Consider the following 20,243-nt stretch of genomic DNA (forward strand, 5'->3'; position numbering starts at 1 on the left):
AGGAGATAAAATGTCTAAAAAAATTGCTATAAATGGTTTTGGTCGAATTGGACGCAATGCCTTTAAGCTTGCTTTTGAGCGAGATGATATAGAAGTAGTAGCGATTAATGATTTAACTGATACTAAAACTCTTGCTCATTTATTAAAATATGATTCTACCTATGGTCAATATTTTCATGATGTAGACTATACGGATAATAGTTTAAAAATAAACGGTAAAGAAATCCGTGTGTATGCAGAGCGTGAACCTAAAAACCTACCTTGGAAGGAATTGGGAATTGACGTAGTTATTGAAGCTACAGGACTTTTTGTTGACCCAGCTAAAGCTAAGGTTCATTTAGAAACAGGTGCTAAGAAAGTTATAATTTCTGCTCCAGCTAAAGGTGAAGGTGCTAAATTTGTTGTTCTAGGAGTTAATGAGCAAGAATTGACACTAGATGATGATATTATCAGTAATGCAAGTTGTACGACAAACTGTATCGCTCCTGTAATGGCTATACTTGAGAGGGAATTTGGTATTGAAAAATCATTAATGACAACCGTACATTCATATACTGCTAGCCAAAGGCTAATTGATGCTCCAGCAAAAGATTTAAGAGAGGCACGTGCGGCTGCTGAAAATATTGTTCCCACATCAACAGGTGCAGCAATTGCAACAGCTAAAGTTATACCTTCTTTGAAAGGTAAGTTTGATGGACTTAGTGTGCGTGTACCAACTATAACTGTTTCACTTAGCGATATAACTGCTCTTCTAAAAAGAGACACTACAAAAGAAGAATTAAATGAAGTATTTAAAAAAGCTTCAAAAGAACCATTTTATCAAGGTATTTTGGCCGTAAGTGAAGAGCCTTTAGTTTCTTCTGATTTCAAAGGTAATTCACATAGTTGTATAGTTGACCTAGAATTAACTAATGTCGTTGGTGGTAATTTGGTAAAAATTGTTGCTTGGTATGATAACGAATGGGGATATTCAAATCGTTTAGTTGAGCTTACAGCTGATGTTGCAGCTAATGTGTAAGGGGAAAAAGTGAAAATTTATATTGGCTCAGATCATAGGGGATTTTACTTAAAAGATAAAGTTGAAGAATATTTAAAGGGTAGGGGTTATGATGTTGAAAATATTGGTCCAGACAACTATAACCCTGAGGATGATTTTCCAGAATTTGCACAAAAAGCTACTGTTAAAATTAAAACTAGCGACGATCAAGACCCTAGAGCTATATTAATGTGTGGTGGTGCACAAGGTATGGGAATGGCCGCAAATAGATTTAAGGGCATTAGGGCTTCTGTTGTTTGGGATACTGAAGAAGCTAAATGGACTCGTAACGATAATGACAGCAATGTTCTATGTTTACCAGCACGGATATTTGATAAACCTGAAGCTAAGCTAGATTTATATAATGTTCTAGATACTTGGCTTGAAACCCCCTTTTCTGGAGCTACAAGATTTATTAGAAGAAATAAGCAAATTGACGAGGTTTAGTAATGGCAACAATTACACCAGCTATATTGGCAGGAAACCAAGAAGAATATAAATATCAAATTGAAAGAATTGCTAATTTTGCAGAGCGTATACATATAGATATTACTGACGGTATGTTTGCTCAAAACTATACTATACCTGAAAACCAAGTATGGTGGCCGCCAGAAATAAAGGCAGATATTCACATGATGGTATCTCGCCCTAGCGACCATTTAGCAACTATTATAGCTATGAACCCTAATATGGTTATTTTTCATGGTGAATGTGAGGAAGAACTAGCTCCAATTTTTCGTAAACTAAAAGAAGAAACTATGATCAAGCCAGCTGTAGCGTTATTGCGCTCTACTGTGCCAGAGACTATTGCTGATGCTATTAAAGAAGCTGAACATGTACTTATTTTTAGTGGCAATCTTGGCGAAATGGGTGGAAGAGCTAATATGATGCAACTAGAAAAAATTAGATTAGTGAAAGAAATTAATCCTAATGTTGAAATTGGTTGGGATGGTGGCGCTAACTTATCTAATGTATTCAACTTAGTGCAATCAGGCGTTGATGTTGTAAACGTGGGGGCTGCTTTCGCTCAATCACCTGAGCCAGAACAGGTATATAAGGCTATGGTTGATGAGATTAATCGTAAAGGGGTGTTTTAGAGAAAATGCAAATTCCTAAAATATTAACTATAGGTGCAGCTGTTCAAGATGTTTTTTTAGGTAATTCTGATGAATTTAATTTAATATCGGCAGATCCAGAGCATGATTTTGTTAGTTTGGGTTTAGGTTCAAAAATAGATTTAAATCAGATAAATTTTGCAACTGGAGGAGGAGCAACCAATGCTGCCATAACTTTTGCTAGACAAGGCTTAAAAACTAGCTTTATGGGAATTATAGGTGATGACGTTGCCGGTAATATAATATTGAGGAACCTAGATGAAGAATTTATCGATACTTCAAGAGTAGAAATTGATAAATTACGCTCAACAGATTATTCAACTATATTATTAGCACCAAATGGGGAAAGAACAATATTAACTTATCGTGGTGCTTCTAGTCATATCCATGCCAATAATTTTAAACTTACTGAAGGTGAATTTGATTTTATTTATGTAACTAATTTAGCTGGTAGGTTTGACGCGATTAGAAAAATATTTACGCAAGCTAGTAAAACTAATACAAAAATAGCTTGGAACCCTGGTAGCAAAGAATTATTACAGCCCGAAAAAGTTAAAACTTTATTAGATGATGTAGAACTGCTAATAATTAATAAACAAGAAGGTCAAGAGCTATTTTCTGGAGAAAGTATAGAAGAATTATTAAGAGCTGGACTATTATTTGTTAAAAATATCATTATCACTGATGGGCAAGATGGTGTATGGGCCAGTGACGGTAAAAGTATCGTAAGGGCAGGCATGTACGAAGACGTTAAAGTTATAGATAGGACTGGGGCAGGTGATGCTTTCGGCTCAGGCTTTGTATCCCAATGGGTACAAGGAGCATCTTTATCGGAAAGTATTTTATTTGCTAGCGCTAACTCAACATCTGTTATTCAATATATAGGATCTAAAGACGGTATTCTTAAAAAGAATGCAAAATTACACAGTATGCCTATTATGGAGAAAAGTATAAAATGATGAAGTTTAACCTTGGCAGTCTACTGGGTTTGCAGGGTGTAAAATTAAAACAATTTAATTACAACTTACAGTCTTTAGAGAATAAAACAGGTAAAGATTTCAGTATCTCTGCGCATATAATGGCCTTACAGTATAGTAGATCAATAGAAGCACTTAAAGAATTAGGTTTTTACGACAATGATGTTACCTGTTCTGAGATCTCTGGGGCGTTAAAAAATAAAATTTTAGGCGAGGAGAATTTAGAAACTTCTAATAAGGAAATATTTTGGCAGAAATATAAAAATACAGTCATTTTTTGCCAGGATGATATAGTTTCAGTAAACAAAAGGGATGTCCTTTATTATATAGATAATCATAAAAGATCTTTTAACGGGTTTAGAACAGAGCTTAAAAAAGAAATTATAGAATTATTTAATGCCAAAGTCCCTAATATGAATAAAGAACAAATTGAAAATAAAATATTTTAAGGAGAATAAATGAGATATCAAATTTGCGTATCAGGTGCTGCAAATGGTGACAGCGTTGAAGCTTCTGCTACATTGGCTTATAGGCTTGGTAGAGAGATTTCAAAACAAGGTAAAATATTAACTACTGGTGCTACAGTAGGTCTGCCACATTATGCTGCTATTGGGGCAGTTAGTGTTAAAGGTAGGACTGGTTTAAGTGTGGGATTTTCGCCAGCATCTAGTTTTCGCCAGCATGTTAATACTTATAAATTACCGTTTAAACCATTTGATTATATTAATTTTACAGGCATGAATTATGTAGGCAGAGATACTCACTTAGTGCTTTCTAGTGATGCAGTAATTACGGTAGGTGGTAGAATGGGAAGTCTACATGAGCTTGCTACAGCTCTAGAAGCTAGAAAGGTTGTAGCAGTACTTACAGGATCTAAAGGTTTAGCAGATTACACAAAGACATTACTTGAGAATGTAGAAGCCCCTAATAGTAAAGATGTTATTTTTGATAGTAACCCTGAAAGGTTAGTGCAGAAAGTTATTAAAAGGCTAGATGAAAGAAATAGAGATTTTATAGCCCCAGAAGATGATAGCCATCTGGCAATTAAGCGTTCAGGCAATGGATAAAAAATACCCCTCTTTAAAGAGGGGTATATATTTTTATTGGAGTAGGATTTTTTCCCAATTCTGTTTCTTGAAATCTTTGAATGAAATATCTTCAAATGAATGATTCCGTTTAATTTCATCATCCCCATAAGTGATTGAATCTATATTAAATAGCCCCTTATAAGGAGTTTTTGATTGGCAAAAACAGAATGCTTCGACTTCCTTGTTCAGATCTACTTTCTTCCAGTAGCGCACTTGTCCTCCAATGAACACATCTTGACATTTATCCGTATAGGTTAGTCTACGGTTAATCCGTTCAGTGATTAGCGTAGCTAAGTCTACGAGATTTTTGTAAACATCGCGATGTAATCCTACGATATAGGCATCGGTTCCATCGTTAGGAATATGAATACTTACATCCTGTAGTTTGTTCTCAATACTAATCAAGGTCTTATTAAATAAAGACGTTTGCGAGATTCTCCACTCAGATTCATTCAGGAAAAACAGCATTTCGGACCTTTTACTATCTTGCCAATCTGTCCAAGAGAATGAAATATCTCCTGACTGTTTTTTGGATTCTTCAAAATCCATCAAGCAGTTTCTTAAGAAGTTCTGTGTTACTCCAATTAACATATTAATGTACCACGCCATTTCGTATGACGTACCTTTCTATTTTTGCCTTTCTAAAGGCAGAATACATTATACAATAAAGTAATAAGTAAGTCAATATGTATATAGATTAATACTATTTATAAAAATATTATTGACATTTTAGTATTTTTATGATACTATATTCACAGATTTGCATAAAAATCAAAAATAAAAACAAAATAAATATAAAATAAAAAAGGAGCGTAATGAGTTCAGCTGCTGAAATACTAGTGGTTATACTATCAATTGCATTAGCAGTTTTTATTATTCTAGGTATAATTTGTTTTATTCTTATTATACGTGTTACAAGGCAAATAGGCGATATTACAAAAAATATGCAAAATATATCTAGTGGGATTGATAATATTGTGCAAAACTTTGCTCAAATATCATCACCAATCATAATAATGAAAACAGTGCTGGATTTATTTAAAAAATTTAACAAAAAAGGAGAAAAAAATGAGTAAAAAATTTGGATTAGGACTATTATTAGGTGCAGTAGCAGGAGTTGTTGGTGGGATACTAACAGCACCAAAAAGTGGCAAGGAAACTAGAGAAGATTTAGCTAAAAAAAGTAAAGAGGTTGGTGAAGCATTAAAACATAAAACTGAGGAAACTATAGAAAAGGTTGATGAAGTTGCTGACCAAGTTAAAGAAAAGGCTGAAGAAATAAAAGTAGTGTCTAAGGCTAAGGTAGAAGAAGTTACGGCTAATACTAAGCATGAAGTTCAGAAAATCCAGAAACGAGCATTAAACACTCTAGACGGTGCTAAAAAAGGTTTTGAAAAAGAAGTTAAATAATAATAAAAATAGACCGAAATGGTCTATTTTTATTTAGCTAGTACAAATATATTTTTACCTTTTTTAATAATAGAAGGTTTTTCTATGGTAATATCTTCAGTAATCTTGTTATTATTTACAGATATGGCATTACCAGAGATGAGCCTTTTAATTTCGCCTTTGCTTTTAGCTATATTAGATTTTAATAAAATATTACTAATATTTTGTGCTTCACTAATATCTATTGTAGGTAGTTCTTGGCTTAATATATTAATTTCTTGCTCAGATAGTTCATCTATAGTTTTGCCACTAAACAGTAAATCTGTTACTGAAATTACGTCGCTTGCCACTTTTTCACCATGCACTATAGTAACTACATTTTTTGCTAGTTCTTTTTGGGCTATTCTCAAGTGCGGTTTTTCATCATGGATCTTTTTAATTTCATCTATTTCGCTAGGCGATAGAGTTGTTAATATCTTTAGGTACTCAAAAACACTACTATCATCAGAATTTAATAAGAATTGATACATTTTATAAGGGGATGTTTTTTTAGGGTCTAGCCATATAGCACCACCTTCAGATTTCCCAAATTTACGGCCTGTAGCACGGTTGATTAATAGTGGAGCAGTCATAGCAAAAGCTTCTTTAGATTCTTTTTTACGAATTAAATTAACGCCAGAAAGAAGGTTTCCCCATTGATCACTGCCACCTATTTGCATGGTTACACCCTTATTTTTATTAAGCCACCAAAAGTCGTACCCTTGAAGTAAAGTGTAGGTAAATTCAGCAAAGCTTAACCCACCACCATTACTTATACGGCTTTTAAAAAAATCACGCCCAATCAGTTCGGCCATATTAAAATTTTTGCCAGTATCTCGCAAAAAGGGGATTAATTCTATTTTTTGTAGCCAATCAGCATTATTTACTACTTCAAGATCATATCCACCAAAAAGATTAGAAACTTGCTTTCTTAAACTTTCAGTATTAGCTTTAACTTGTTCTACAGAAAGTAGACTACGCTCTTCTGTATCACGCATATCACCAATCATTCCGGTTCCACCACCAACTAATAAAATAACTTTATGGCCATGGTCAATAAAACGCCTAACCATCATATAAACACTTAAATGACCAATATGTAAACTATCTGCAGATGGGTCAGTTCCTAGATAAATAGTATGTTTTTGATTATCTAAAATTGATTCATCTTGAAATGTTGTCTGGTTCCAAAAGCCGCGCCATTTAAGCTCTTCTGATAGTTTCATTTTCCTCCTTATAATATAATAACCATTTTAGCATTTTAAAAGCGTTGTAGCAAATAAAGGTTATAGGTTAAATATTGAAAAGCATAAGCTGGCCGTGTTATAATAATGTTGATATGAATAGTAAAAGGTCTTTAAGAGCTAAAGGCGAAGAAAAAGGCGTAAACCATCGTCATTTTAGCAGTAGAAGAAATAGGGCTAATAGTCCAATAAAACAAAAAAATAATTTAAGTTTGTATGCAAATCTTGTGCATCGCCGACAGGAAAAGAAAGATAAAAAAGCAAGGGAAAGAGCAGAATATTTAGCTTCCTTACCAAAAGAACCTATTAAAAGGTTTTTCTATAGGTTACACCCTAAAAGAGTTCTAAAATATTGGTTCTCTAAGCGTGGCTTATTTATGATGTTAAAAATAACGGTAGTAGGCTGTATTTTATGTGCCATTTTAATAGCTGCTGCTTTTGCTTATTTTTCAAAAGACTTAAACATTATTCGTCCTGAAGAGTTAGCTAAAAGAGTTCAAACTACTGTATCTAAATATTACGATCGTAATGGTGAGCTACTTTGGGAAGATAAAGGAACTGGAGACTATAAGCTAGTTGTTGATAGCTCTGAGATATCTGATTATGTTAAAAAGGCTACAGTAGCTATTGAAGATAGGGAATTCTTTAACCATAAAGGTATTGATGCTTCTGCTATAGCACGTGCTTTTATTAACAACTTTAGAGGTGGTGCTACTCAAGGTGGTTCAACACTAACTCAGCAGTTAATAAAACAGGTTTATTTTGCTGAAGATTCAAGTAATAGAGGTCTTAGTGGTATTCCACGAAAAATTAAAGAAATCATTTTAGCTATTCAAGTTGAACAGATTTATAATAAAGACCAAATTTTAACACTTTACTTAAATGAAAGCCCATATGGTGGGCGACGTAATGGTGTTGAAAGTGGCGCACAAACCTATTTCGGTAAAAGTGCTAAGAATTTAACATTATCTGAGGCGGCTTTATTGGCTGCTATACCTAATAACCCAGCTGTGTACAACCCTTATAATAAAGCCTTTAATAAGAGCTTAGTAGAAAGGCAACATAAAGTATTAAATGATATGGCTGAAGTTGGTTTTATTACTAAAGAAGAAGCTGAAGAGGCTAAAAAGAAAGATATTCTAGCAGAGATAAAACCAGAAGTTAACCAGTATGCAAATATGAAGGCGCCACATTTTGTACAAGAAGTTAAGAAGCAACTTGAGAAAAAAATTGGTATTAAAATCGTAGGTGGTGGTGGATTAACTGTTAAAACAACTCTAGATCTAAAAGCACAAAAATTTGCTGAACAAGCAGTAGCTAACGGTAGTAAAACACTAGCTATAACTGGAGCTGACAATATTGCTTTAACCTCAGTTGATGCTAATACTGGTCAAGTTATAGCACAGGTTGGATCTGTTGATTATCATAAGGAGGGTTATGGTCAAACTAATGCTGCCGTATCTAATCTCGACCCAGGTTCAAGTATCAAGCCAATAGTCGACTACGCCCCATTATTTAATTTGAAAGATACACCTTACACTCCTGGAACAGTACTTAGAGACGAAAATATTGATAAGCTTTATTGTGGTGGAAATACAGGACAGTGTAAAGCACGTAACTATACAGGTAGATTCTATGGCGATGTAACTATCCGTCAGAGTTTAGGTAGTTCATTGAATATTGCCGCTATTAAAGCATTATCGATTGTTAAGGTTGATAAAGGTATACAAACAGCTAGGGATTTAGGTGACCTATCTTACTGCCGTGGTGGTGATGCAGGCTTATCAGCTGCTATAGGTGGTGGATGTTCTGTAAGACAAGATGAACACACCAATGCATATGCTACTCTTGCAAGAGGTGGTGTATATAGGCCAATAGCATATGTATTAGAGGTTAAGAACTCTTCAGGTAATAAAATTATAGAATGGAAAGATGAAAGCAAGCAAGCTATAGATGCTCAAGCTGCTTATATGCTTACAGATATTCTTTCTGACCCTAATGCTAGAATTCTTACCTTTGGCGCTCAAACCCACAGCTTCGGCTTTAGTATACCAGGTGTTTGGACGGCATCTAAAACAGGAACTACAGATGATAGCAAAGGGCATGCTAAAGATTCATGGATGATGAGTTATTCGCCAGTAGTAGCTACAGGCGTATGGAGTGGAAACCACGACGGTAGGGCTCTAGGTTCAGCAAGCAATACTACAGTTAGAAGGGTTGTAAATGATTACATGGAAGCCGTGCATAAACAGGTATATGGCCCTAATGGAAAATGGAAAGTTGGCGACAGAATTCAAAGAGCTAAAGGCATAAATAACTGTTCTATAGGTGGGAGAAACGATATATGTCCATCATGGTGGAGTAAAGATAAAACAAACTCAAAACAATTAGAAATTGAAGTAGATACAGTTTCTAAACGAAAAGCCACTCAGTGTACTCCAGCATCAACAAAGACAAAGATTACTGTTTACGAGACAACCGACCCAGCAACTAAACAAAAAACCTTAACAGCTCCAGATGGATATAATATTAATGAAGAAGATAATATCCATACTTGTGGCGATGGCAAACCATCAGTGTCAGGAGTATCATACCAACGTCATGCAACTTCAAACACTTATCGTATCAATGCTACAATAACTAAAGGTAAATTTGATTTATCTTCTGTAGAAATAAAGGTTGATGGTAATTTGATAAGCTCATCCTTGCCAACAGGAAATCAAATATCAGTAGACTACACATTTACAAAACCAGGTCAAACTATTACGGTAGAAATACGAGATAATGGTGGTTATGTTGACTCTAGGGAATATTCTGGTCCTGCTAATATATCAAAGCAAACAACTAGCGATCAAAATAGTAATTAATAAAATTTATACTATATAAATAGCTCCTTTTTAGGAGCTATTTAATATAAACTATTTTGGTAGTATTTATTGCTCCTAATAAAAATCACGTAAAATCTAAAGTGCTATTTTATGGTAAAATATAATTAAGTAAAAATGATAATTTTAAGGAATCAATTATTACAAAGATATGAAATATGAAATTACAGGCGAAAATTTACCTATATTAGAAATAAGCCTTAAAAAAGGTGAGAAGGTTATTTGTGAGGGTGGTGCAATGACTTACCGTAGCATGGACATAGATATGAAAACTAAATTTGGTGGTCTAGGAACTGCTTTGTCGCGTAGATTCTCTGGCGAAAAAATGGCATTTAATGAATATAAAGCATTAAAGGACGGTCAAAAGATTGCTTTCGCCTCTTCATTTCCTGGTGCAATTTTACCAATTGAATTTAGCGGTAAAAAAGCATTAATTGTACAAAAAAAGGCTTTTCTAGCTTCTACTGAAGGAATCGAGCGTAAAATAGCTTTTCAAAAAAGATTCGCAACAGGATTCTTTGGCGGTGAAGGTTTTATTATGCAAAGAATAACTGGAAATGGAACTGTTTTTCTAGAGATTGATGGCTCATTAATAGAAAAAGAATTAAAGAAAGGTGAAACGCTACTGGTAGATACAGGTCATGTTGTAGCTTATGAAACTAGCGTAACAATGAATATAGAAACCATAAAAGGTGCTAAAAATATGTTGCTAGGCGGTGAAGGGTTCTTTAATACAAAATTAGTTGGCCCTGGTAAAGTATATCTTCAATCTATGCCAATTTCTAAAATAACTGCCTATATGGTATAAAATAACTACAAAAGAGCGTTCCGCTTATGAGAACGCTTTTTATTTATAATAAACCCCTAGTTATTAGCTTTAAAAGGGTTAATAAATTGTTTATTTCTTTTAAAAATAAAAACAATTTCACTACGTTCAGTTAATATACCAGCTGTATCAGTTATTGAAGACTGTACCAATTCCCATCCTTCACGCCCTAAGCTATTAAGTAATTCTTCAATTTTTGAGGAATTGTTACCAAAATCGTTAGTAAAAATACCGTCTTTTATAGTTACTATTTTATATTCAAACATAGCATTATTGTAACATTTAACGAAGGCTTTTAACACTTTACAGAGAGGTATTTTTATGTTAGTATTGTAAACGAAGCGCTATTTTAGTGCATATAATATTTTGCATCAAGGTAGCTATTAAAATAATAAAATTTTAAGGAGAAGAATGAGTAAAAATACTCCACTAGAGAATTTCCGTAACGTAGGTATTATCGCCCATATCGATGCTGGTAAAACTACTACTACGGAAGGTATCCTTTACCGCACAGGTTTAACTCATAAAATTGGTGTTGTTCGTGGTGAAGGTGATGGTGCTACTACCGACTGGATGGCACAAGAAAAAGAGCGAGGAATTACAATTACCTCTGCTGCCGTAACTTGTTTCTGGAAAGACCACAAAATTAATATTATTGATACCCCAGGGCACATCGATTTCACTGCTGAAGTTGAACGTTCATTACGCGTTCTTGACGGTGCTGTAACTGTTTTTGACGGCAAAATGGGTGTTGAAGCACAGTCTGAAACTGTATGGCGTCAAGCAGACAAATACGGAGTTCCACGTATCTGCTTTATTAACAAAATTAACCAAACTGGTGGTGATTTTTACAAATCAATTGAATCTATTCATAATCGTTTAACTCGCCAAGCATTTCCTATTCACTTACCAATTGGTTTCGAACAAGAAATCAATGGTGTAGTTGACCTTATTGATATGAAAGCTTACACTTACGACAACTATGCTGATCATGAGTTGAAAGTTGGCGAAATTCCAGCTGATATGCTTGAAAAAGCTAAACATGCACGTAGCTTGCTAGTAGAAAACGCAGTTGAAGCTGATGATGAATTGATGATGCGTTTCTTTGAAGAAGGTGAAGAATCAATAACCATCCCAGAACTTAAAGCTGCTCTTCGCAAACGTGTTCTTGCTGGTGACTTCTTCTTAGTTACTGGTGGTGACGGACGTGGTGTTATCGTGGAAAAAGTTCTAGACTTAATGAACGATTATTTACCAAGTCCGCTAGATGTTGCCTCAATTAAAGGTACTAACCCTAAAACTGGTGAAGCTGATGAACGTCGCCCAAGTGTTGATGAGCCAACAGCAGCCCTAGCATTTAAAATTGCAACAGACCCATTTGTTGGTAAATTAGTATTTATTCGTGTATATAGTGGTAAAATTACTGCTGGCTCATACGTATTAAATACTATGACGGGTAAAAAAGAACGCGTAGGCCGTTTGGTACGTATGCATGCTGATAAGCGTGAAGACATATCTGAAATTACAGCTGGTGATATTGCCGCTGTTGTGGGATTGAAAGATGTAACAACAGGCGCTACTCTTTGTGATCTAAACCATGGTATTATACTTGAAGGTATTGAGTTTGCTGAACCTCCTGTATCTATTGCTGTTGAGCCAAAAACTAAAGCTGACCAAGAAAAAATGGGTATTGCTCTTCAACGCCTAGCTGAAGAAGATCCAACTTTCCGAGTTCACACAGATGAAGAAACAGGTCAAACTATTATGTCAGGAATGGGTGAATTGCATCTTGATATCTTAATCGACCGTATGAAGCGTGAATTTAACGTTGAAGCTAATATTGGTGAACCGCAAGTTGCTTTCCGTGAAACTATCCGTGGTACAGCTGAAGCTCAAGGTAAACACGCTAAGCAGTCCGGTGGACGTGGTCAGTATGGTGATGTATGGATTCGCTTTGAACCAAATGAACCAGGAAAAGGTTTTGAGTTTATTGATGAAATTAAAGGTGGTGTTGTGCCACAAGAATATCGTAAACCAGTTGAACAAGGTGTGCTAGAAACTCTTAACGGAGGTGTTATAGCTGGCTACCCAGTTGTTGATGTTAAAGCTACTTTGTATGACGGTTCATACCACGATGTTGACTCCAGCGAGCTTGCCTTCAAATTAGCTGGTGCACTATCTACTCGTGCAGGTATCAAGAACGCTAAACCAGTACTACTTGAGCCAGTAATGAAAGTAGAAGTAACTACTCCAGAAGAATTCATGGGTGACGTAATTGGCGACCTTAACTCACGCCGTGGACGAATTGACTCAATGGATGATCTAATGGGTGGAACAAAATTAATTCGTGGTTTTGTGCCACTAGCAAATATGTTCGGCTATACATCTGATCTTCGTTCAATGAGTAAAGGTCGTGCAGCTTCTACTATGGAATTAGCTCAATACGAGGAAGTTCCACCAAACGTTGCGCAAGATATTATTGAAAAACGAAACGCTAAATAATATCACTAAATTATATAAAAATAACCTCTAATAATAGGGGTTATTTTTATAGATGGCAATAAATTAAAACGCTTGCTATATACGAGTTTTTTTGTTATAATATTTGTTGAGTTTCCTCTTTTTACTAAATAATACAAGCAGGTGTGCAAGATACTATTTAGGTAAAAAGGTAAAGACATTTTATAGGGTATGCTGATCTTATAAAATATGAGGCAAAACTTTCTAGGAACTTATCAGCCTATAAAAGTTTTGAAATAAAATTATTAATTTTTAAGGGAGAATTGATGCCAACAATTAATCAATTAGTGCGAAAACCACGAAAAGTTGCTGCTAAAAAATCAAAATCACCAGCACTTGGACGCATTCACAATGCACTAAAAACTAAATATTATGCACAAAATGCACCACTAAAACGAGGTGTATGTGTAAAGGTTACTACTAAAACACCTAAAAAACCTAACTCAGCTTTGCGTAAGGTTGCACGTGTACGCTTAACTAATGGTCATGAAGTTTGGGCTTACATTGGTGGTGAAGGACATAACTTACAAGAACACGCTGTTGTGCTTGTACGTGGTGGACGTGTGCCTGACCTTCCAGGTGTTCGATACCACATTGTACGTGGTGCATTAGACCTTCAAGGTGTGAATGGTCGAAAACAAGGTCGTTCAAAATATGGTGCTAAGAGGGAGAAATAGAAATGCCACGAAAAGTTACTAGAAAATTACAACGAGAATTAAAACCAGATCGTAAATACCAATCTATTTTAGTTCAAAGACTAATTAATAAATCAATGCTAGATGGTAAAAAACTAGTTGCTGAAAAAGCTGTATATAAAGCTTTGGAAGTAGCAGCTAAAAAACTTGATAGCGAAAACCCACTAGAAGTATTTGAAAAAGCTTTAAAAAATGTTTCACCAAGCTTTGAAGTTAAATCACGACGTGTTGGTGGTGCTAACTATCAAATTCCATTCCCAGTACAAGGACACCGTCAATTACATTATGCATTTTCATGGTTAGTACAATCAGCTCGTGCTAGAAGTGGTATGCCTTACAGCCAACGTTTAGCTTTAGAAATTGTGGACGCTTACAATGAGAGTGGTGCAGCTTTCAAGAAGAAAGAGGATGCACACCGAATGGCAGAAGCTAACCGTGCATTCGCACATTTTGCTAGAGGCTAGTATACTTAAAGTATTACTTTCTAATAGTAATATAATAACTTAAAAAGGAGCAATTCAGCTCCTTTTTAATTTTACCTTAAGATTTTTTATTCTGCTTTACATTGCATATCTAGTGAGAATGTACCACCAGCTTCTGCTTTTACAGGGAAATTAGATAAATCTTTTAAATCTTGGCCTTTTAGGGTTATCTTAGCAGCTCCATCACTAACTGTAATTGTTAAAACATTATCTTTTTCTTCTATTTTTGCTTTAGCTTCTTCTGTATTTTGCCAAGTTTTATTATTATTAAATGATATTTTTCCATCTTTATCGACTTTTAGCATTTCATTATACCCACTATTTATACCGAAAAGATTAGTCTTACAAGAAACAGTTTTACCATAAAAACGAGCGATTATAGATTTAGGCTGAAGTAAGAAAAATGTTGCCGTAGCAGCAGAAGATATAACAAGAGCTAAAATAATAGCCATTGCTATATATAAGCCAGTTTTTGATTTTTTAGGTGTATCCCTATCTAAAATAATTGGTTGGAAATTTTGATGGTTTTCTACAGGTTGTTCTGTTATAGCTGTAGGGTTTTGTAATAAACCACTGTCCATACCATTAATAGGGTTATTTACTATAGAATTATTTAAAGAAGGTTCTACACTAGAGTTAGTATTTTCAGTAGGGGTAGTTTCTGTTGTTTGTGTAGCTTCCATAGAAACAGTATTATCTGCACCTAAACTAGTATTTTGTATTGGAGCGCTGAAGCTATTTTCTCTGCTTATATCAGTACTTATTTCTGGAGCTTGGCTATTATTTTGAATATTTTGGTCTCGTTCGTCCATATAATAAATTAACCTTATTTAACTTTAATAATACTCTTATTTTACCATAAGAACTTTAAAAATATAGAAAACTATTTTCTAAAAATTAAAATTTTAGCACCAGAATATATTTTATGGCTAATTAAAGTTAAATTTTCTATGCAGATATCTTCTAGCTCTTTAGGTTGAGAAACAATAAATAAACCATCATTTTCAAGTCTTAGGGCTAGTTTTTGTAAGGTAGGGAATTGAGGGTCATAATAAGGGGGGTCGGCAAAAATAATATTGAAAGTAGGCAGAATATCTAATTTTCCGTCTATATATTCACTCTCAGTTGAATTTAGCCAGCCATTTACTGAAGAGCGAATTAATTGGCTTTTTCCTACTTTATCACTCTTTGAAGTGATTTGCTCTAAATTATTTGCTAGGATTTTTTGAGCAAGGCGATTTTTTTCAATAAAAGTAACTTTTTTAGCTCCACGAGATAGTGCCTCAAGGCCAATTGCTCCTGTGCCTGCAAATGCATCTAGCACCGTAGCATTATGAATATCTTGGTGAATATTATTAAAAATAGCATTGCGTATCCTTTCGCTCATTGGGTGAGTTTGTCGTGAATTTGGCGACGCTATTTTATGATTTTTAAAAATACCAGAAATAATACGAATATTCATTTTATTATTTTTCCCTAGAACGTCGTATTCCTTCAAACCAGCCAAGTGCTACCATTGAGACAACTTCAGGTAATAAGTCTTTTTTAGTTTCTAGTGCTAAAGTTGCCGTCCATCCTTTATGAAGGTATCTATCATAATACTTTTTATCAGCTACAGCCTTAATTTTTTGTTCAAATACTTTAAAGAAATCACCGTTTAAAACTAGCTTTAAATCTTCTTCGCTAGGTGATTTAGCGATTTTTTTAGCTGCTGTAGAGGATATCATAGTAGCTATACCCATTTCATATAGCATATGTGAACTCATCACGCCTTTAGGTCCTATATATTCCCAGTTATTTATAATTCTTTTACGCCAGTTTTCACCAGAAATAAACATTTTTTTAATAATTTTATTACGCTCTTCAGGGGTTTTTCCGCTAATCTCAATAATTTTATCGGTCATAGGATATTGATGCGCTGGCGTTAGGGCGTCGGTAATAGCATGTGCCATCCAACCCGCCTCAAAACTAGCACGCACGTAATTTTCTTCTTTTAAAGCTTTAGCAATATTAACTAAATGGTTTTCTACATAATTAAACATTTGCGATAGGTCGCCGTAAGGGCCTACAAAATGCCAAGGTTCATCTTTACCGGGAGATTTTGTTTTTATTCCGTCAGGTCCACCATTTCCTTCAAAGCGTAAAATTTCATTAATAGAAGGAAAATGCACATGCTGATTTTTAAAATGTTGTTTAATTAAATCGTTTAAGACAAGTCTTGCTGCACGATCTATTTTTTGGTGTGTTCCAGCAATTTTATCGGCTTTTTGAAAAGGAGTGGCTCTAGAATACATACAACAATTTTAGCAAATTTAAGAGGCTAAGGCAAAATATTTGATATGTAATGTTGCTTATGATAAAATTATAATTAATGAGTAAAATTGCAAAATATCTTAGTGGACATCTTATAGGGGAGATATCTGCAAAAGAAGCTCGCTTAAAGAGTTTCTCTACAGATAGAAGTATTTTAAGGATGCAACCTAATTTAGTAATGTTTCCACGAATTACGGATGATCTACAAAAGATTATGCGTTTTTCTTCTCAGCTAGCTGATAAAGGTCATAAAATTTCTATTACTTCTAGAGGGTATGGGGGGAGTACTGACGGTTCATCTATTAGTGATGGTATTGTTGTAGATATTTCTCGCCATTTAAATAAAATTAAAGAACTAGACCTTAGAGAAAAAACCGTTAAAGTTGAAGCAGGCGCTAACTTTCAAAAGCTTAATTTAGCTATTGGTGCACAGGCTATGACTATTTTACCAAGTCCAGCAGGTGAACGCCTAACTGTTGGTGGTGCTATTGCTATGAATCTTCCTAGCGAAAAATATAACTATGGCACTATGGTAGATGCCGTATTAGAGGCTACAGTAATTTTAAGTAACGGTGATGTTGCTACTTTTAAAAAACTAAATAAAAAAGAGCTTAGTGAAAAATTAGCTTTAACTAATTTTGAAGGTGAAATCTATAGAAGTATTGATAACTTAATAGAAGATAATTATGATCTTATTCAAGAAATAGATGGTGACGCAAGTTATGGCTATAGTGGAATTAAAAATGTTAAAGATAAAGATGGTAATTTTAGTTTAATACCACTTTTATTTGGTTCTTTAGGCACTCTAGCAGTTATTACGGAAGTTGTTATTAAAACTGACTTTATTGTTAATGAAACTAATTTTGCTGTCATCAGCTTTGCCAATCGCGATGACGCAAGAGACTTTATTGAGGAAATAGAAAAACTAAACCCTGATATTATAGAGATGTTTGACGGTAAAATGTTTGAATCTGCTGTAGCTTCAGGTAAAAATTATCAATTTTATATGGATAGGGTAAAAGGAAACTTAGCTACAAAATTAGTTCTTGTAGTAGGTATTTCAGATCGTAACCAACGTAAAATTAGGTCTACTATGGCTAAAATAGAAAGTGCTTGTAGACGTTTTAATAATTCTACTATGTGGCTACCTGATGATAGTGAAGTTGATAAGGCGGAACTAGAATCTATTAGGGACGTCAGGGAAGTTTTAAGAGCTAGAGCTGGAGTTATTAAAGAAGAAATATATCCAATTCAAGGAGTTTATATTCCATTAGAACGTTTTGAAGAATTTTATCTTGGCTTACAAAAGCTAGCGCTATATCACAATATTCCTGCACCAATTCAAGGTTCTGCTTTAACATGTATTTTTGAAATTTTAGCTGAATTTGACTTCAATAAAATATCAGATAGACAAAAAGCATTAAGGTTTATTGTTGACTTAGCTAAACTACTTGCTAAAGTTGATGGTGAAATGGCTTATGGTACTGGTGAGGGTCGTATATTTGGTAACTTTATTAGTAAAAATATTAGTAGGGAAACCGAAAAAATATTTAATGAAATACGCACAATATTTGACCCTAAACAAATTTTAAATATAGGCGTAAAGGGGCGTGTTGACGCTAAAGAAATTATAAAACTTGTACGCAATGGACGATAGCAAAGAGCCTTTAAGGGTTGTATTTAAAAGTGAAGAAACGCCACTGAGCGCTAGTGTAGATGGCCGTAATTTAATAGACGGCTATAAGGGTAAAAGCATAGAAGAGATTAAAAATAATTTAGCTGCAAATAAAACACCGTTTGAAGTTGCTATTGAAAATTTCCAGCATGATTTTAATATTGGAACGGTTGTGCGAAACGCTAACGCTTTTAACGCTAGGGCTGTGCATATTATTGGTAAAAAACACTGGAATAGGCGAGGCGCAATGAAAACAGAAGTTTATTTAGATGTTTACCACCATAAGGATGTGACCAGCTTTATTGCTTGGTCTAAAGCTAATAGTAAGCATTTAATAGCTATAGATAACCAAGAGGGATCTATTCTATTAAATAATGCTGAAATGCCTAAAGATTCAATTTTAATTTTTGGCAACGAAAATGATGGTCTTTCTAAAGAAATGATTGAAAATTGTGACAAAATGGTTGCTATTGAACAATTTGGTTCTACTAGAAGTGTAAACGTAGGGGTTGCTAGTGGAATTATAATGTATGAATTTGCCAGAAGGCACAGGCTTTAAAGGGTTTTATTACTACTAGTATAATATGTTATAATGTAAGCATATGAAGACTAAAGTAGAAAATATTTCAGAAGTAAAGGTTTTATTAACAATATCATTAGATAAAGAAGATTTAGCTAATGCCGAGCAGGTTGCACTTACTAAATTAGCTAAAGATGTTAAAGTTAGTGGTTTCAGAAAAGGCAAAGCACCATTAGAAGTTGTTGCTAAAAATGTAGACCCTGTTAAACTAAATGAACAATTAATGGAAGACGCAGTAAGTAAATCTGTAGCAGAAGCTTTCTTGAAAGAAGAAATTAAAGCTTTAGCACGCCCTGAAGTAGAAATTAAAAAATATGTACCAGGTAGCGAGCTAGAATTTACTGCTGAAACAGAAATTTTACCAGCTGTTAAATTAGGTGACTATAAAAAACTAAAAGCTAAAAAAGAAAAAGTTACCGTTACCGATAAGGAAGTTACCGAAACTATTGAAAGAATTCAAAAGAATTTTGCAACTAAAGAAACCGTAGATCGCAAAGCTAAAAAAGGTGACGAAGTTATTATCGACTTTTTAGGTAAAAAAGACGGTAAACCTTTTGACGGTGGAAAGGCTGAAAAATTCCCACTAGAGCTTGGCTCAAATTCATTTATCCCAGGGTTTGAAGATGGTATTATTGGTAAAAAAGCTGGTGAAGAATTTGCTTTAGACTTAGAATTCCCTAAAGATTACCATGCTAAAGAGTTAGCTGGCCAAAAAGTAGTATTTGAAGTTAAGCTTCATGAAGTTAAAGAAAATAGTTTTCCAGAATTAACGGATGAATTTGTAAAAGAAAAATTTAGCGAAGAATTTAAAAACTTAGAAGAATTTAAAAAACAAATTAAAGAAGATTTATTAACTCAAAAAACTCAACAAGCTGACGAAAAGTTTAAAGATGAGCTAGTACGCGAGCTTGCTGAAAAGTCAGAAATTCCAGTGCCATCAGTTCTATTGCAAGATCAACAAAGCCATATTGAAATGGATATGCAAAGAAACCTAATGTATTCTGGTCTATCACTTGACCAATACTTAGAAAGAATGGGCAAAACTCGGGAAGAGTGGTTAGAAAACGAGGTTAAAAAGGTTGCTGAGGAACGCGTTAAAGCTGGCCTTGCGCTAGCTGAGCTATCTAAAGTTGAAAAAATAGAAAGTGATTTAGTTGAAGTTGAAAAACGCCTAGAACAACTTAAAGCTCAATACGGCAGCAATAAAGAAGCTTTAAAACAATTAGAAAGTGAAGATATTAAAAGAGATATTGCTAATCAAATCCTAACAGAAAAAGCTATTGATAGATTAGTAGAACTAAATAGTAAAAAATAATATACTATTAGTAGTTGCAGTTTAAAACATAAATAAAACAAGGTATTAAACCTTGTTTTATTTA

22 protein-coding genes are annotated in these 20,243 nt (G+C 34.2%); 16 read left to right on the forward strand and 6 right to left on the reverse strand.

Annotation, left to right across the window (positions count from 1 at the left end):
* Nucleotides 1-10 precede the first annotated feature (10 nt).
* Genes gap through G6CMJM_RS01345 form a run of 6 tightly spaced genes read left to right on the forward strand, consistent with a single transcriptional unit; the run spans nt 11 to nt 4,195 of the window.
* Entirely contained in the window at nt 11-1,018 is a 1,008-nt protein-coding gene (gap, locus tag G6CMJM_RS01320; protein WP_129718684.1) for a type I glyceraldehyde-3-phosphate dehydrogenase, read from the forward strand.
* A 9-nt stretch (nt 1,019-1,027) separates the two neighbouring features.
* The gene (locus G6CMJM_RS01325) at nt 1,028-1,483 is read left to right on the forward strand and encodes an RpiB/LacA/LacB family sugar-phosphate isomerase (RefSeq protein WP_129718685.1); all 456 of its coding nucleotides are present in this window, start codon (nt 1,028-1,030) and stop codon (nt 1,481-1,483) included.
* A gap of 2 nt (nt 1,484-1,485) precedes the next feature.
* The gene (locus G6CMJM_RS01330) at nt 1,486-2,133 is read left to right on the forward strand and encodes a ribulose-phosphate 3-epimerase (protein WP_129718686.1); all 648 of its coding nucleotides are present in this window, start codon (nt 1,486-1,488) and stop codon (nt 2,131-2,133) included.
* A gap of 5 nt (nt 2,134-2,138) precedes the next feature.
* Nucleotides 2,139-3,110, forward strand: a complete 972-nt coding sequence (locus G6CMJM_RS01335; RefSeq protein WP_129718687.1) for a carbohydrate kinase family protein — start codon at nt 2,139-2,141, stop codon at nt 3,108-3,110.
* Nucleotides 3,107-3,577 (forward strand): hypothetical protein, encoded by a 471-nt coding sequence (locus tag G6CMJM_RS01340; protein WP_129718688.1) that lies wholly within the window; start codon nt 3,107-3,109, stop codon nt 3,575-3,577. The genes G6CMJM_RS01335 and G6CMJM_RS01340 overlap by 4 nt, the downstream gene beginning before the upstream one ends.
* A gap of 9 nt (nt 3,578-3,586) precedes the next feature.
* The gene (locus G6CMJM_RS01345) at nt 3,587-4,195 is read left to right on the forward strand and encodes an SLOG cluster 4 domain-containing protein (protein WP_129718689.1); all 609 of its coding nucleotides are present in this window, start codon (nt 3,587-3,589) and stop codon (nt 4,193-4,195) included.
* Nucleotides 4,196-4,228: 33 nt separating this feature from the next.
* Here G6CMJM_RS01345 and G6CMJM_RS01350 read toward each other — a convergent pair whose 3' ends face one another.
* Nucleotides 4,229-4,765 carry a hypothetical protein gene (locus G6CMJM_RS01350; RefSeq protein WP_129718690.1) on the reverse strand — a complete coding sequence of 179 codons (537 nt, stop codon included), beginning with the start codon at nt 4,763-4,765 and terminating at the stop codon, nt 4,229-4,231.
* 266 nt (nt 4,766-5,031) lie between these two features.
* Between G6CMJM_RS01350 and G6CMJM_RS01355 the strand changes: the two genes are divergently transcribed.
* Together G6CMJM_RS01355 and G6CMJM_RS01360 are read left to right on the forward strand one after the other, a co-directional pair.
* Nucleotides 5,032-5,292 (forward strand): hypothetical protein, encoded by a 261-nt coding sequence (locus G6CMJM_RS01355; RefSeq protein WP_129718691.1) that lies wholly within the window; start codon nt 5,032-5,034, stop codon nt 5,290-5,292.
* On the forward strand, nt 5,285-5,626 hold the full coding sequence (locus G6CMJM_RS01360) for a YtxH domain-containing protein (protein WP_129718692.1): 342 nt from the start codon (nt 5,285-5,287) through the stop codon (nt 5,624-5,626). Before G6CMJM_RS01355 ends, G6CMJM_RS01360 begins: the two co-directional genes overlap by 8 nt.
* Before the next feature lie 29 nt (nt 5,627-5,655).
* Here the strand turns inward: G6CMJM_RS01360 and tyrS are convergent, their stop codons facing one another.
* Nucleotides 5,656-6,870, reverse strand: coding sequence for a tyrosine--tRNA ligase (gene tyrS / locus G6CMJM_RS01365; protein ID WP_129718693.1), 1,215 nt, complete (start codon nt 6,868-6,870; stop codon nt 5,656-5,658).
* Between the two features lie 113 nt (nt 6,871-6,983).
* On the opposite strand from tyrS, the gene G6CMJM_RS01370 reads away from it, so the two are divergent.
* Together G6CMJM_RS01370 and G6CMJM_RS01375 are read left to right on the forward strand one after the other, a co-directional pair.
* The gene (locus G6CMJM_RS01370; protein WP_129718694.1) at nt 6,984-9,755 is read left to right on the forward strand and encodes a transglycosylase domain-containing protein; all 2,772 of its coding nucleotides are present in this window, start codon (nt 6,984-6,986) and stop codon (nt 9,753-9,755) included.
* Between the two features lie 169 nt (nt 9,756-9,924).
* Nucleotides 9,925-10,581 (forward strand): TIGR00266 family protein, encoded by a 657-nt coding sequence (locus G6CMJM_RS01375; protein WP_129718695.1) that lies wholly within the window; start codon nt 9,925-9,927, stop codon nt 10,579-10,581.
* Nucleotides 10,582-10,637: 56 nt separating this feature from the next.
* Here G6CMJM_RS01375 and G6CMJM_RS01380 read toward each other — a convergent pair whose 3' ends face one another.
* Nucleotides 10,638-10,865, reverse strand: coding sequence for a DUF4177 domain-containing protein (locus tag G6CMJM_RS01380; RefSeq protein ID WP_129718696.1), 228 nt, complete (start codon nt 10,863-10,865; stop codon nt 10,638-10,640).
* Nucleotides 10,866-11,010: 145 nt separating this feature from the next.
* Here G6CMJM_RS01380 and fusA point away from each other — a divergent pair, with 145 nt between their 5' ends.
* The 3 genes from fusA to rpsG all read left to right on the forward strand — a co-directional run bounded on the left by fusA (nt 11,011) and on the right by rpsG (nt 14,278).
* Nucleotides 11,011-13,101 (forward strand): elongation factor G, encoded by a 2,091-nt coding sequence (gene fusA, locus G6CMJM_RS01385; RefSeq protein ID WP_129718697.1) that lies wholly within the window; start codon nt 11,011-11,013, stop codon nt 13,099-13,101.
* Between the two features lie 284 nt (nt 13,102-13,385).
* Nucleotides 13,386-13,796 carry a 30S ribosomal protein S12 gene (rpsL, locus tag G6CMJM_RS01390; RefSeq protein WP_129718698.1) on the forward strand — a complete coding sequence of 137 codons (411 nt, stop codon included), beginning with the start codon at nt 13,386-13,388 and terminating at the stop codon, nt 13,794-13,796.
* 2 nt (nt 13,797-13,798) lie between these two features.
* Entirely contained in the window at nt 13,799-14,278 is a 480-nt protein-coding gene (gene rpsG / locus G6CMJM_RS01395; protein ID WP_129718699.1) for a 30S ribosomal protein S7, read from the forward strand.
* Nucleotides 14,279-14,364: 86 nt separating this feature from the next.
* On the opposite strand, the gene G6CMJM_RS01400 is transcribed toward rpsG, so the two are convergent.
* The 3 genes from G6CMJM_RS01400 to G6CMJM_RS01410 all read right to left on the reverse strand — a co-directional run bounded on the left by G6CMJM_RS01400 (nt 14,365) and on the right by G6CMJM_RS01410 (nt 16,590).
* On the reverse strand, nt 14,365-15,108 hold the full coding sequence (locus G6CMJM_RS01400) for a hypothetical protein (RefSeq protein WP_129718700.1): 744 nt from the start codon (nt 15,106-15,108) through the stop codon (nt 14,365-14,367).
* 71 nt (nt 15,109-15,179) lie between these two features.
* Nucleotides 15,180-15,758: a 16S rRNA (guanine(966)-N(2))-methyltransferase RsmD gene (rsmD, locus tag G6CMJM_RS01405; protein WP_129718701.1), complete on the reverse strand. Its 579-nt coding sequence runs from the start codon at nt 15,756-15,758 to the stop codon at nt 15,180-15,182.
* 4 nt (nt 15,759-15,762) lie between these two features.
* The gene (locus G6CMJM_RS01410) at nt 15,763-16,590 is read right to left on the reverse strand and encodes a zinc dependent phospholipase C family protein (RefSeq protein ID WP_129718702.1); all 828 of its coding nucleotides are present in this window, start codon (nt 16,588-16,590) and stop codon (nt 15,763-15,765) included.
* Nucleotides 16,591-16,667: 77 nt separating this feature from the next.
* On the opposite strand from G6CMJM_RS01410, the gene G6CMJM_RS01415 reads away from it, so the two are divergent.
* The 3 genes from G6CMJM_RS01415 to tig are packed head-to-tail and all read left to right on the forward strand — an operon-like array spanning nt 16,668 to nt 20,179.
* Nucleotides 16,668-18,266 (forward strand): FAD-binding oxidoreductase, encoded by a 1,599-nt coding sequence (locus G6CMJM_RS01415; RefSeq protein WP_129718703.1) that lies wholly within the window; start codon nt 16,668-16,670, stop codon nt 18,264-18,266.
* Nucleotides 18,256-18,843 (forward strand): TrmH family RNA methyltransferase, encoded by a 588-nt coding sequence (locus G6CMJM_RS01420; RefSeq protein WP_129718704.1) that lies wholly within the window; start codon nt 18,256-18,258, stop codon nt 18,841-18,843. Before G6CMJM_RS01415 ends, G6CMJM_RS01420 begins: the two co-directional genes overlap by 11 nt.
* Nucleotides 18,844-18,886: 43 nt before the next feature.
* Nucleotides 18,887-20,179: a trigger factor gene (gene tig, locus G6CMJM_RS01425; protein WP_129718705.1), complete on the forward strand. Its 1,293-nt coding sequence runs from the start codon at nt 18,887-18,889 to the stop codon at nt 20,177-20,179.
* Nucleotides 20,180-20,243: the final 64 nt, after the last annotated feature.

Origin of the sequence: Candidatus Nanogingivalis gingivitcus, from assembly GCF_004151455.1 — a bacterium.
GTDB classification, from domain to species: domain Bacteria; phylum Patescibacteriota; class Saccharimonadia; order Saccharimonadales; family Saccharimonadaceae; genus Nanogingivalis; species Nanogingivalis gingivitcus.

What these genes read in the sequence shown, in the direction of transcription:
- gap (WP_129718684.1), top strand. Translation starts at nt 11, where the DNA reads ATGTCTAAAAAAATTGCTATAAATGGTTTTGGTCGAATTGGACGCAAT.
- G6CMJM_RS01330 (WP_129718686.1), top strand. Translation starts at nt 1,486, where the DNA reads ATGGCAACAATTACACCAGCTATATTGGCAGGAAACCAAGAAGAATAT.
- G6CMJM_RS01335 (WP_129718687.1), top strand. Translation starts at nt 2,139, where the DNA reads ATGCAAATTCCTAAAATATTAACTATAGGTGCAGCTGTTCAAGATGTT.
- G6CMJM_RS01340 (WP_129718688.1), top strand. Translation starts at nt 3,107, where the DNA reads ATGATGAAGTTTAACCTTGGCAGTCTACTGGGTTTGCAGGGTGTAAAA.
- G6CMJM_RS01345 (WP_129718689.1), top strand. Translation starts at nt 3,587, where the DNA reads ATGAGATATCAAATTTGCGTATCAGGTGCTGCAAATGGTGACAGCGTT.
- G6CMJM_RS01350 (WP_129718690.1), bottom strand. Translation starts at nt 4,765, where the DNA reads ATGGATTTTGAAGAATCCAAAAAACAGTCAGGAGATATTTCATTCTCT.
- G6CMJM_RS01355 (WP_129718691.1), top strand. Translation starts at nt 5,032, where the DNA reads ATGAGTTCAGCTGCTGAAATACTAGTGGTTATACTATCAATTGCATTA.
- G6CMJM_RS01360 (WP_129718692.1), top strand. Translation starts at nt 5,285, where the DNA reads ATGAGTAAAAAATTTGGATTAGGACTATTATTAGGTGCAGTAGCAGGA.
- tyrS (WP_129718693.1), bottom strand. Translation starts at nt 6,870, where the DNA reads ATGAAACTATCAGAAGAGCTTAAATGGCGCGGCTTTTGGAACCAGACA.
- G6CMJM_RS01370 (WP_129718694.1), top strand. Translation starts at nt 6,984, where the DNA reads ATGAATAGTAAAAGGTCTTTAAGAGCTAAAGGCGAAGAAAAAGGCGTA.
- G6CMJM_RS01375 (WP_129718695.1), top strand. Translation starts at nt 9,925, where the DNA reads ATGAAATATGAAATTACAGGCGAAAATTTACCTATATTAGAAATAAGC.
- G6CMJM_RS01380 (WP_129718696.1), bottom strand. Translation starts at nt 10,865, where the DNA reads ATGTTTGAATATAAAATAGTAACTATAAAAGACGGTATTTTTACTAAC.
- fusA (WP_129718697.1), top strand. Translation starts at nt 11,011, where the DNA reads ATGAGTAAAAATACTCCACTAGAGAATTTCCGTAACGTAGGTATTATC.
- rpsL (WP_129718698.1), top strand. Translation starts at nt 13,386, where the DNA reads ATGCCAACAATTAATCAATTAGTGCGAAAACCACGAAAAGTTGCTGCT.
- rpsG (WP_129718699.1), top strand. Translation starts at nt 13,799, where the DNA reads ATGCCACGAAAAGTTACTAGAAAATTACAACGAGAATTAAAACCAGAT.
- G6CMJM_RS01400 (WP_129718700.1), bottom strand. Translation starts at nt 15,108, where the DNA reads ATGGACGAACGAGACCAAAATATTCAAAATAATAGCCAAGCTCCAGAA.
- rsmD (WP_129718701.1), bottom strand. Translation starts at nt 15,758, where the DNA reads ATGAATATTCGTATTATTTCTGGTATTTTTAAAAATCATAAAATAGCG.
- G6CMJM_RS01410 (WP_129718702.1), bottom strand. Translation starts at nt 16,590, where the DNA reads ATGTATTCTAGAGCCACTCCTTTTCAAAAAGCCGATAAAATTGCTGGA.
- G6CMJM_RS01415 (WP_129718703.1), top strand. Translation starts at nt 16,668, where the DNA reads ATGAGTAAAATTGCAAAATATCTTAGTGGACATCTTATAGGGGAGATA.
- G6CMJM_RS01420 (WP_129718704.1), top strand. Translation starts at nt 18,256, where the DNA reads ATGGACGATAGCAAAGAGCCTTTAAGGGTTGTATTTAAAAGTGAAGAA.
- tig (WP_129718705.1), top strand. Translation starts at nt 18,887, where the DNA reads ATGAAGACTAAAGTAGAAAATATTTCAGAAGTAAAGGTTTTATTAACA.